Source organism: Shewanella sp., from assembly GCF_048265805.1.
Classification (GTDB): Bacteria; Pseudomonadota; Gammaproteobacteria; order Enterobacterales; family Shewanellaceae; genus Shewanella.
The window spans coordinates 47,275-58,260 of sequence record NZ_JBLXAT010000013.1 but is presented as its reverse complement, the minus strand read 5'-3'; the positions used below and the strand labels follow the sequence as shown (position 1 = coordinate 58,260).

10 protein-coding genes are annotated in these 10,986 nt (G+C 48.9%); 7 read left to right on the top strand and 3 right to left on the bottom strand.

Annotated elements, in window-relative coordinates; genetic code table 11:
- Positions 1 to 158 precede the first annotated feature (158 nt).
- From aceB to ACN0TT_RS10810, 3 genes are all read left to right on the top strand, one after another.
- Complete coding sequence (gene aceB, locus ACN0TT_RS10820; protein ID WP_417762163.1) at positions 159 to 1,784, top strand: malate synthase A; 1,626 nt, start codon at positions 159 to 161, stop codon at positions 1,782 to 1,784.
- A gap of 67 nt (positions 1,785 to 1,851) precedes the next feature.
- A complete protein-coding gene (aceA, locus tag ACN0TT_RS10815; protein WP_417762162.1) occupies positions 1,852 to 3,174 on the top strand; it encodes an isocitrate lyase in 1,323 nt (440 codons plus the stop codon).
- 156 nt (positions 3,175 to 3,330) lie between these two features.
- The gene (locus ACN0TT_RS10810; RefSeq protein WP_417762161.1) at positions 3,331 to 4,788 is read left to right on the top strand and encodes an HDOD domain-containing protein; all 1,458 of its coding nucleotides are present in this window, start codon (positions 3,331 to 3,333) and stop codon (positions 4,786 to 4,788) included.
- 89 nt (positions 4,789 to 4,877) lie between these two features.
- On the opposite strand, the gene ACN0TT_RS10805 is transcribed toward ACN0TT_RS10810, so the two are convergent.
- From ACN0TT_RS10805 to ACN0TT_RS10795, 3 genes are all read right to left on the bottom strand, one after another.
- Positions 4,878 to 5,405, bottom strand: a complete 528-nt coding sequence (locus tag ACN0TT_RS10805) for a nuclear transport factor 2 family protein (protein WP_417762160.1) — start codon at positions 5,403 to 5,405, stop codon at positions 4,878 to 4,880.
- A gap of 145 nt (positions 5,406 to 5,550) precedes the next feature.
- A complete protein-coding gene (locus ACN0TT_RS10800; RefSeq protein ID WP_417762159.1) occupies positions 5,551 to 5,916 on the bottom strand; it encodes a CopG family transcriptional regulator in 366 nt (121 codons plus the stop codon).
- Positions 5,876 to 6,619: an AAA family ATPase gene (locus ACN0TT_RS10795; RefSeq protein ID WP_417762158.1), complete on the bottom strand. Its 744-nt coding sequence runs from the start codon at positions 6,617 to 6,619 to the stop codon at positions 5,876 to 5,878. Before ACN0TT_RS10795 ends, ACN0TT_RS10800 begins: the two co-directional genes overlap by 41 nt.
- 683 nt (positions 6,620 to 7,302) lie before the next feature.
- On the opposite strand from ACN0TT_RS10795, the gene ACN0TT_RS10790 reads away from it, so the two are divergent.
- The 4 genes from ACN0TT_RS10790 (at position 7,303) to ACN0TT_RS10775 (ending at position 10,978) form a co-directional block, all read left to right on the top strand.
- On the top strand, positions 7,303 to 7,518 hold the full coding sequence (locus ACN0TT_RS10790; protein ID WP_417762157.1) for a DUF3820 family protein: 216 nt from the start codon (positions 7,303 to 7,305) through the stop codon (positions 7,516 to 7,518).
- A gap of 79 nt (positions 7,519 to 7,597) precedes the next feature.
- Positions 7,598 to 7,897, top strand: coding sequence for an NrfJ (locus ACN0TT_RS10785; RefSeq protein WP_417762156.1), 300 nt, complete (start codon positions 7,598 to 7,600; stop codon positions 7,895 to 7,897).
- Positions 7,898 to 8,500: 603 nt separating this feature from the next.
- On the top strand, positions 8,501 to 9,202 hold the full coding sequence (locus ACN0TT_RS10780; RefSeq protein WP_417762155.1) for a gluconate 2-dehydrogenase subunit 3 family protein: 702 nt from the start codon (positions 8,501 to 8,503) through the stop codon (positions 9,200 to 9,202).
- Positions 9,203 to 9,205: 3 nt separating this feature from the next.
- Complete coding sequence (locus ACN0TT_RS10775) at positions 9,206 to 10,978, top strand: GMC family oxidoreductase (RefSeq protein WP_417762154.1); 1,773 nt, start codon at positions 9,206 to 9,208, stop codon at positions 10,976 to 10,978.
- The last annotated feature ends 8 nt before the right edge of the window (positions 10,979 to 10,986 follow it).

Here is a 10,986-nt window from a genome sequence, read left to right as displayed (position 1 = left end):
TTAAACTAACTCCTAAATTTGGTATAACCAATTTATATGCTCGATGTGGTCAGTTTTGCCGTTTTTTTACACGATTGTTTTTACAAAAGGAGTTCGTTAGGTTTTTCGTTGAAAAGGCACATTTGAAAGTGTGTCGTTAAATTCAAAGGAGAACTCCCATGCAGCAGACAGCAAGACAAACGCCTCATCAGACAGGCTCGCGTAGCTTAACTATTACCGGCCCTCAAACTGCGGCTGATGCACGAGTGCTTACCGAAGGCGCCGTTAGCTTTCTGCAAGCGCTTTGTGATGAGTTCGCCGCCGAAGTGCCACAGTTGTTAGAGCAGCGCCGAATTCGCCAACGGCAGATTGATGCCGGGCAACTGCCTGACTTTCTCGACGAGACCGCCAATATTCGCAGTGGCGATTGGCGGATTCGCAATATTCCTGCGGATCTGCAAGACCGCCGCGTAGAAATCACCGGTCCGGTGGATCGCAAAATGGTGATCAATGCGCTTAATGCAGGCGTGAAAGTGTTTATGGCGGACTTTGAAGATTCGCTGGCGCCGAGTTGGCAAAAACTATTGGAAGGCCAACTCAACTTACAAGATGCGGTGCGTGGTAAAATTGAATATACCGCGCCGGAAACAGGCAAACATTATCAAGTCTACGATGACTCAACGGTACTGGTGGCGCGGGTACGTGGTTTACATCTGCCAGAAAACCATGTGCAGCATCATGGTAAAACCATCCCCGGTGCTTTGTTCGACTTTGCCATGTATTTCTACCACAACTATCGCCAGCTTTTAGCCAAAGGCAGCGGCCCATATTTTTATGTTCCTAAGCTGGAAAGCCATTTAGAGGCACGTTGGTGGGCTAAAGTGTTCGCTTTCGCCGAGGAACGTTTTTGCCTGCAACCAGGCACCATCAAATGTACCTGCTTGATTGAAACCTTGCCAGCGGTGTTTGTGATGGATGAAATCCTTTACGAGCTGCGCTCCAACATTGTGGCGCTCAATTGTGGCCGTTGGGATTACATCTTCAGCTATATCAAAACGCTGCGTAATCATGCTGATCGTATCCTGCCTGATAGACAGCGAGTCAACATGGAGCAGCCGTTTCTCAGTGCTTATTCCCGTTTGCTGATCAAAACCTGCCACAAACGCGGCGCGTTGGCGATGGGCGGTATGGCGGCATTTATTCCGAGTAAAGACCCAGAGGCTAACGCAGCCGTGCTAGAAAAAGTGACTCACGATAAAACACTTGAAGCCCGCAACGGCCATGACGGTACATGGATTGCCCACCCAGGTTTGGCAGCCACCGCGCTAGCGGTATTCGATGGCTTTATCGGTCAAGGACCAAACCAGTTGCATATTACTCGTGATGTGGATGCGCCGATTCTCGCCGCTGAATTGTTAGCGCCTTGCCAAGGTGAGCGCACAGAAGAGGGCATGCGACTCAACATCCGTATTGCGTTGCAATACACCGAGGCTTGGATCTCGGGTAATGGTTGCGTGCCCATTTATGGGTTGATGGAAGACGCTGCGACCGCCGAAATCAGCCGCACCTCCATCTGGCAATGGATTCGCCATCAACAGCATTTATCCAACGGCAAGTTGGTCACAAAAGCGTTATTCCGCGAAATGCTCACTGAAGAGCTGAGCAAGGTAAAACAAGAGGTGGGCGCAACGCGCTTTAGCCAAGGGCAGTTTATTCGCGCCGCCTCATTGTTAGAGGAGATCACCACTGCTGATGAACTGGTCGACTTTCTGACGTTGCCAGGCTATCGCCTGCTGACCGAGTAAACACTGATTAATCACGTTGGCGCAGTTGGGGCGCCAACCACACCATTTGCACCAAGGAGAGTTAACCATGAGCACTATCAATCAAATGAGTCGCGAGCAGCAGATCAATGCCCTAAAACAAGATTGGGCCGAAAACCCGCGTTGGCAGGGCATCAAACGCCCTTACACCGCAGAAGAAGTGGTCGCTCTGCGTGGTTCAATCACGCCAGAAAACACCTTGGCGACCATGGGCGCGAATAAGCTGTGGCAGTTGGTCAATGGCGGCGCCCAAAAGGGGTATGTGAACTCGCTCGGCGCGCTCACTGGCGGGCAGGCAGTACAGCAAGCCAAAGCGGGCATTGAGGCAATTTACCTCTCTGGATGGCAAGTGGCGGCCGATGCAAACTTAGCAGGCACCATGTACCCCGATCAATCTTTGTATCCGGCTAATTCGGTGCCGGCCGTCGTTAGCCGTATTAACAATTCGTTCCGCCGCGCCGATCAGATCCAATGGAGCAGCGGCAAAACGCGCGAAGACGACGGCGCAACCGATTATTTCCTGCCAATTATCGCGGATGCGGAAGCGGGCTTTGGCGGTGTGCTCAACGCCTATGAATTGATGAAATCAATGATTGAAGCTGGCGCTGCAGGCGTGCATTTTGAAGACCAATTGGCCTCAGTGAAAAAATGCGGCCACATGGGCGGTAAAGTGTTAGTGCCAACGCAAGAAGCGATTCAAAAGCTGGTGGCCGCACGCTTAGCCGCTGATGTTATGGGCGTGCCGACGTTAGTGATTGCTCGCACCGACGCCAATGCGGCGGATCTGCTCACTTCAGATTGCGATCCGTATGACCGTGACTTTATCTCCGGCGAACGCACCGCTGAAGGTTTCTATCGCGTCAAGGCAGGGTTAGATCAAGCCATCGCACGTGGGCTAGCGTATTGCCCGTATGCCGATCTGGTCTGGTGCGAAACGGCTAAGCCGGATTTGGAGGAGGCTCGTCGCTTTGCCGAGGCAATTCATGCCAAGTTCCCCAACCAGTTGCTAGCCTACAACTGCTCACCCTCGTTTAACTGGAAGAAGAATCTGGACGACGCCACCATCGCCCGTTTCCAGCAGGAATTGTCAGACATGGGCTACAAGTACCAATTCATCACCTTGGCCGGTATTCACGACATGTGGTACCACATGTTCGACTTAGCACATGCCTACGCGCAAGGCGAGGGGATGAAGCATTACGTGGAAAAAGTGCAACAACCCGAATTTGCGGCGGCGGAACGCGGTTACACTTTTGTGGCACACCAACAGGAAGTTGGTACAGGTTACTTTGATAAAGTGACCAATATTATTCAGGGCGGGACATCGTCGGTGACGGCGTTAACGGGCTCAACTGAGGAAGCGCAGTTTTAAGCCAATAGCTTCGATGAATGTACGGCACCTTGGGTGCCGTTTTTTGTGTAAAACATTGCTTATCGCTTCAATTAGTACGACAGAAACTGAGTTTGTTAATATAATGTTGTTAACTAGCCTATTAGATATCAGTCTATTGACCTCATGGGAATAGCCTTGAAGCCAGACGTAACTAAAAACAATAAAGGTGTTGAATTCTGGACGAATAAGATTAGTGAGCAGGAGATGCCAGCACTGTGTTCGATGCTTAGAACACTCGAACAGCTCGCTAAAGATGATGTGTCATCTATGGCGGTGCTTGGTCGCAGCGTGATGTATGACAACGCCTTGACCTCCAAAGTATTACGGGTGGCCAATAGCGCGATTTATAACAAAGGCATCAGCCAAGTGACCACCGTCAGTCGAGCGGCGGTGGTATTGGGCTTTGATGTGATCCGCAATGTATGTATTACCGCACAACTACTTACCAGCATGCTAGAAAACAAAAACCTCAGTGAAAGCGTATTCCAACGGCTCATCCGTTTGATGGCGCGGGCGTTCCAAGCAGCAATGCTGACTAAGATGATGTTGGCCGACCATGATGAAGCGTTTCAGGAAGAAGCCTTTATCGCGGCCTTGTTATATCACTTGGGGGAAAGCGCTTTTTGGAGCACCGGCGGAGTGGTGGCAGAGCAACTCGATAAAGCCTTGCAGCAGACCGATGATAACGTGGTAAAGCTCAGCCTAGTGCGAGAGTATCTTGGCACCTCATTCAATCAACTTACGTTACATATCGCTCGCAGTTGGGGCTTGGGTGAGATGCTGTTGAACTCGCTCAATAATCCCAATGAACGCAGCCCCGAAGTGCGCAGCATCTACCTTGGCAATAAGTTGGCTGAGGCGCTAGCGGTGGCTGATAGCGATCCTGAACAGTTACAAAAACGGGTGCAACAAGCGGCAGAAATGCTGCAACAGCCGGTGGAAGTGTTCCAAAAGCAACTGCTTGAAACTATCGAAGCCACGGCTAAGTTAGCTGAGGATTACGGCTCCAAGGAGTTAGTGCAATATCTACCTAATGCGGTCGATGCCACCACGACGTTGCAAGCGCCGCCAACATGGATTGCACGGCCAACCAACCTCAATATTCAGTTGGACAAGCTGCGTGAGTTGACCAATTTGACGATGGTGAAAGCCGATTTTAATCAGGTGGTGTCTGTTGCCATGAGTGGCATGCTTGATGGCATCGGTTTAGACCGTACGGCGGTATTGCTGCTGTCACCCAACCGTAAAATGTTGCAACCGCGGGTAGTGATGGGCGATGGTGATGAGGCATTAAAGAAGGAGCTAATCTTAGAGCTCGATCAGCGCTTTAGTGAACTCAGCGCTTGTATCGAACGTGGTCAAGGCTTTTGGTTTAATCTGCAGCATAAGTTAAGACTGCCGGAGCGGTTTGAAAAACTGCTGCCAGAAAATGGCTGCATGTTTGCGCCGTTGAAGGTGGAGAGCAAGGTGATAGGTGTGTTTTATGCCGATCGCGCTAGCTCTGGCCGCGATATTGAGCAGCAGGATTTTGATAGCTTTGCGCACTTTGTACAGCTCACCAATCTTTGCCTGTCGATGGCTTATCGCCATTAATACTGCACTTTGCGACTGCGCATCGATGATAGTCGGTGGCAAAGCATGGCCGCACGGTAGTGTCCCCGATAACCGCGCGGCCTAAGGCGTTACTCCTTGTTGGCGTTATCCGCTTTGCGCTTTTGCTGCTGACGAAATAGCTTGATCTGCTCAGTGACACGAATTGCCATATCGTTAGGTACTGGAAAACTGAGGTGATACTGCAGAATCTTCCAGCCTTGCTCAGTGAACACTAACGTGCCAGTCCCTCGGCACAAACCATATTTATGGTGTTCGAGAATTTCATCAAATACCGCGACATTATCAGATTCGGTAATGGTGCGAGAGTTAAGCTTATAGCTCCAACCTTTAGTGGCTCTGGCGTATTGTTCAAAACTTTGTATCGACCAGTGTTCGGTTTTATCGGTGCCAAGAAAACTGGCGTTGTCGGTAAACAGGGTAAAGTAGCTATCCCAATTGGCATCGGCGGCGTTTTGATGCAGTTGATTAAGTACCGCCTCTACTGAGCCATCAGCATCGTTTGGCTCTGCCATCACTGAGTTAACCTGCAGCGGTAACAGCAGACAGAGCGCCGCTAAACCATGACTCAACCTCTTGCTAAAAGTAAATTTGCTCATACCTACTCACTTGATTAGCAACGAAATGGTAAGCAAAGGATGGCACATTTTTGCCAAAAAAAAAGCTAACAGACACACAAGGCTGGTGACTGTTAGCCCAAAAGGAAGGTTGGAGTCTTCTCATGGGTGAAGCAAGGGTAAAAAATCAATCAATCATAAATTGGCGATAGAGCAACTTGCGTTGTTGTGGGTTGAGTTGCTCGAAGTAATTCACTAAAAAACGCACCATGCGTGAACGTGAAATATCACTCTCCTGCGCCAGTTGGCGTAGCTTGTCTATGGTGTCATCACCTAAGGTAAAGGTGCCACGCTTCAATGGATGCAGAGTAGCGTTACGCTCCGCGAGCCGTTGTTCAAGCCGATGAAAGTTCACTATGTTATCGTGCTGCGGCGGTTGCCCCATGGCGTAGTGCAACGCGTCATTAATAAAATCATCGACATTCACTGATGGTGCGGTCGCCGCCAGTGCCTCAGACGGCGTAGCGCGTTTCTTCAGATCGGCGAGACCCATAATTTGCTCCCATCGCTGTTGGTCGGCGTTGCTTAAACATGGCAGTGATGGCGGCGGCATCTTGTTGCTGCAGCATTTCACTGGCAATCGCGCGGATCTCACCAGCGGCTTTGCCGTCGGGTTCAATCTCAATCACGCTGCGGCCAGACTCTTCACTATCGTCGTAGCTATTACGGCTGTAGGTGACAGCGTCGAGCACATTGATATCGTAAGTGCGGCATACCTCTTTAGCCTCTTCAATACGTGATCCTTGGCTTGGCAGGTTAGGGCACTGAGTGATTACAAATGAAGCACGCATTTTGGGGTTAATCATCATGCAGGTTGCCACCACATCATCCATATGGCTGACGGTTTTGAGGTCGCGTCGTTTCGGACGCAGCGGCATTAAGGTGTACGCCGCAACTGACATGGTGGCGCGCAGGGCTAAGTTATCTTGGCCGCCGCAATCGACAATCACTGCATCATAGTGCTGCTCAAGACTGAGTAAATCGTTGCGGATCTTGCCATAAAGCTGCACGCAGTTAATCGCGGGTAACGCACTATCTTGGTTACGGGCTTGAATCCAATCTGAGGTGGTACGTTGCGGATCGCAATCAACCATCATCACAGATGCTTGGCATTCCCTTGCCAGATAGACTGCAATGTTTTGCGCAAGACAACTCTTGCCACTGCCGCCTTTTTCTCCACCAACCAGAATAATCATGGGCTGCTTCCTCTTGTTCGAAGGTTGTCACGGATGACAACGAAAACAATGTTGATGACTAAAAAGTAAATTTAGTGTTACTGAAATTTTAACGTGTTTCAACTCATTGTTTTTAAACATGTAAATAGTATTTTTTGTGGCATTTATTTGGCGAAATTGTTTTGTGCGGCAAAATATTGTCAGCTTATATAGCTCGCTTTAATGATGATTAACCTATTGTTTTGTATGTGAAAATTATCTTTGACACTGCCAAATGGCTGGCTAATACAACGACTTGGTGAACTCGCTCACGTTTATCATTGTTAATTACATTACTTTTTATGCTTAATGTTGGCTGATAAATTCATTTTTAATCGTAAAAGGGTATAAGTGAGTTGCGGGTTACGGGTTACGGGTTACGGGTTACGGGTTACGGGTTGCGAGTTACGAGTATCGCGTCAAACCCGCTGAGTTTGGTGTGTGAGGTGCAGGTATGCGTTGCAGCGGCGAGCAACAAGCTTCAAGCGGATGCGATAGTTGCGTGCGGCGGGCTTGGCGCGGTAACTTCTGCTCGAATCTCGAATCTCGAATCTCGAATCTCGAATCTCGAATCTCGAATCTCGAATCTCGAATCTCGAATTCGGTTGCGCCGTCGCTGGTGAGTTGCGTTAATATTGGCAAACTGACTACCTTGAGGATGAAGCATGGCCTTTGAGCAGCAAGCCTTGCTGGAAGCAATTAATCAAAAAATGCCCTTTGGTAAGTATGCTGGGCGACGATTATTGGAACTCCCAGAGCCTTATCTTGTCTGGTTTCATAAGCAGGGGTTTCCCGAAGGTAAGCTTGGGGAGCAGCTTGCGTTGATTTACGAAGTAAAACTGAATGGCTTGGAGTCGATGTTACGGCCCTTGCTACGATAAACTGTGACGCGTATTAGTGAAATTGAAAGTATCACGTGGTTAAATGACGCGTCTGTACTAATTAAAGGATTTTGAAGGAATGGCTAAACTTGCAAAACTGTTAGCTGCAGCGGCAATGATCGTTGGTATGTCTTCTGCGTGGGCACAAGGCAAAGTTCATGAAGCTGTTGTGCTGGATACCATGGACAGCGGTGGTTACACCTACGTTCAAGTCAAAGAAGGTGACACGACTTATTGGGCTGCCGGTCCACAAGTTACCGTTGCTAAAGGCGACAAAGTGCAATTGGCTGAGCAGATGTGGATGAACAAATTCACCAGCAAAACCTTAAATCGCACTTTTGATAAAATCATGTTTGTTGGTGAAATTGCCAAGAAATAATGGTTTTTGGCACTGTCGATAGCGAGTTATGGCGGCTATCGACAGTTTGCCTCTTGGCTAGGTCGCATATCTTAGCTATTGGCAATGATTTCCTGCCAGCACGCATTTGTTCAGCAGCACTTATTAGATTTCCTTGTGCAATTCCTCACTCATTCGCCAATGAAACCTCTGGTTTTCCACGTTAAACACCGGCTTTTGTAACTAAAGCAGCTTTAGTCTGATTCATTCACAAATGGCTACCTAACCATGACAACAATTCATTGTGTTAGCCTTGTCACACTTTTCTTGCAGGTTGATAATGTCATCGCACTGGAGAACTTTAATGGGCTATACAAGGGGTTAGCGCACTTGATGTGATATTTTACTCAATGAAGCTGCCGCTTTTGTATCTGATGCTCCCTGCAAAGCTTCCCAAAACAGTCGTGTTTTTCGAAACAAGTTTCTCAGCGTCATAAAAAACGCGCGTCAATAACAATACAGAGATAACCCCCGCAATAAAGTGCCTCGGTACTTTGTCGATGTCGGCTACCCGAAAATCATTGCTAGCGGCGCGGTTATTCATTTTTGAGCAAGCCAATGTCGTTACACAATATGGAGATAAGTATGGAATCGCGTCCAGATGATTCCCGCCGCCGTTTTATGAAAGGGGCGTTGTGGATGATCTCGGCAACTACTCTGGGAACCGGAGTGATGTTGTCACCGACTGCAAGCGCAGCACCAAGCTTGCAAGATTATAAACCCGTGTTTTTTACCCCAGATGAGTGGGCATTTGTATTGGCCGCCTGCCAGCGTTTGATCCCCGCCGACGACACTGGCCCAAGTGCATTGGAAGCGAATGTGCCGATTTTTATCGATCTGCAAATGCAGGGGGATTTCGGCAATGCCAGTGATTGGTACATGAAAGGCCCGTTTCTGGAAGCGCCAGCGGAATTAGGTTATCAGTCGCCATTAACACCAGCACAGACCTACCGAAAAGGCATTGTTGCCACCAACACCTATTGTCGGCAAACGTTCAGTAAATCGTTTGCAGAGCTGAATCCAGAGCAGCAAGACCAACTGCTAACGCAATTGCAAAAAGATGAGCTGAAGTTTGATGGCGTGAGTGCCAAGCATTTTTTTGATTTTCTACTGCAAAACACCAAAGAGGGTTACTTTGCGGACCCCATCCACGGTGGCAACAAAAACATGGAACCTTGGAAAATGATCGGCTTCCCAGGCGCACGCGCCTCCTATTTAGAATGGGTCGAGCTACACAATGTGAAATATCCAATGGGACCGATAAGTTTGAATGGGGATAGGGGGTAAGTCATGGCTAGACAAGAGAAACCAGTAGACGTCGTACTTGTCGGCCTCGGCTGGACCAACGCCATTATGGGGATGGAGTTAGCACAAGAAGGGTTAAGTGTATTGGCGCTAGAACGGGGAGAAGACCGTGATACCGTGCCCGATTTTGCCTATCCCAAAATGGCCGATGAGCTGACTTATGGGGTGCGCTATAAATTGATGGCAAAACCTGCCAAAAGTACCATTACCGTGCGCCACAGCATGACAGAAACCGCCGTGCCATATCGTCATCTCGGTTCATTTTTGCCCGGCGACGGTGTTGGCGGTGCCGGCACCCACTGGAATGGTCACACTTGGCGCCCTATGCCGGAAGAGTTAGAGCTGCGCAGTTATGTTGAAAACACCTTCGGCAAAGAGATCATTCCCACAGACATGACCATTCAAGACTTTGGCGTGAGTTACGCTGAGCTTGAACCACATTTTACCTTCTTTGATAAAGTGCTGGGCGTATCCGGCGCTGCGGGTAATGTTCAAGGTAAGATTTTGGAAGGCGGTAACCCATTTGAAGGCCCTCGTAGTGAACCTTATCCTCTGCCACCGCTGAAACGCACGTTGAACGACGAACTGTTCCATGATGTCGCCAAAACTCAAGGTTTACATCCATTTCCACTGCCATCTTCCAACGCTTCTGAAGCCTATACCAACCCTTACGGTATGCAGTTAGGCCCATGTAACTTCTGCGGATTCTGCGAACGTTATGGTTGTTTGAACTTCTCTAAAGCCTCGCCACAAACGAGTATTTTGGGGGCGTTGAAACAACATGAAAACTTCGCGTACCGCGCTAACAGCGAAGTGCTGAAAGTTGAACTAGCCGATGATAAGAAAACCGCTAAAGGCGTGACTTACATTGATGAAAATGGCGAAGAAGTGTTCCAGCCAGCCAAAATCGTGGTAGTGGGTACCTTTGCTTACAACAACGTGCGCTTGTTGCTGCTGTCTGGCATTGGTCAGCCTTATGATCCTGTGAGCAACACCGGCACTGTTGGCCGTAACTATGCCTATCAGATGATGGGCGGTGCGACGTTATTCTTTAAAGATAAATGCTTTAATCCATTTATTGGTGCGGGCAGTAACGCTGAGGTTGTTGATGATTTTGCTATCAACCAGATCGACTTTGCTAAAGAGGGCTTTATTGGGGGGTCTTACCTACTGGCTGCACAAACCAATGGTCAACCCATTCGCAATATGCCACTACCATCAGGCACGCCAAGTTGGGGCACAGGTTGGAAAAAAGCCACTAAGGAATACTATGGTCACGCGATGAGTATCAGCTCACACGGTGCCAACATGTCTTATCGTGACTGCTATCTGAGTCTTGATCCTAACTACAAAGATGACCACGGCTTACCCCTGCTGCGGTTAACGTTTGATTGGAAAGACAACGACATCCGTATGACCCAGTTCATGAAAAGCAAGGTGGAAGCCATAGCAAAAGGTTTGGCACCAGATCATCTCACCCTCTCCTTTAAAGACTTTGGCGCCAAATATGATGTACGACCTTATCAAACCACTCACAACGTGGGCGGCGCAATTATGGGCACCAATCCAAAGACCAGCGTATTGAACCGCTATCTACAAAGTTGGGATGTACACAACGTGTTTGTCTTAGGCGCTAGCGCCTTTCCACAAAACTTGCAGTACAACCCAACCATGCTGGTGGGCGCTTTGGCGTATTGGTCAGCCAAGGCGATTCGCGAACAATACCTGAAAAACCCAGGCCCATTGGTGCAGGCATAAGGAGTTGT

Coding starts and splice junctions, on each gene's coding strand:
- aceB (WP_417762163.1), top strand. CDS start 159: ATGCAGCAGACAGCAAGACAAACGCCTCATCAGACAGGCTCGCGTAGC.
- aceA (WP_417762162.1), top strand. CDS start 1,852: ATGAGCACTATCAATCAAATGAGTCGCGAGCAGCAGATCAATGCCCTA.
- ACN0TT_RS10805 (WP_417762160.1), bottom strand. CDS start 5,405: ATGAGCAAATTTACTTTTAGCAAGAGGTTGAGTCATGGTTTAGCGGCG.
- ACN0TT_RS10800 (WP_417762159.1), bottom strand. CDS start 5,916: ATGGGTCTCGCCGATCTGAAGAAACGCGCTACGCCGTCTGAGGCACTG.
- ACN0TT_RS10795 (WP_417762158.1), bottom strand. CDS start 6,619: ATGATTATTCTGGTTGGTGGAGAAAAAGGCGGCAGTGGCAAGAGTTGT.
- ACN0TT_RS10790 (WP_417762157.1), top strand. CDS start 7,303: ATGGCCTTTGAGCAGCAAGCCTTGCTGGAAGCAATTAATCAAAAAATG.
- ACN0TT_RS10785 (WP_417762156.1), top strand. CDS start 7,598: ATGGCTAAACTTGCAAAACTGTTAGCTGCAGCGGCAATGATCGTTGGT.
- ACN0TT_RS10780 (WP_417762155.1), top strand. CDS start 8,501: ATGGAATCGCGTCCAGATGATTCCCGCCGCCGTTTTATGAAAGGGGCG.
- ACN0TT_RS10775 (WP_417762154.1), top strand. CDS start 9,206: ATGGCTAGACAAGAGAAACCAGTAGACGTCGTACTTGTCGGCCTCGGC.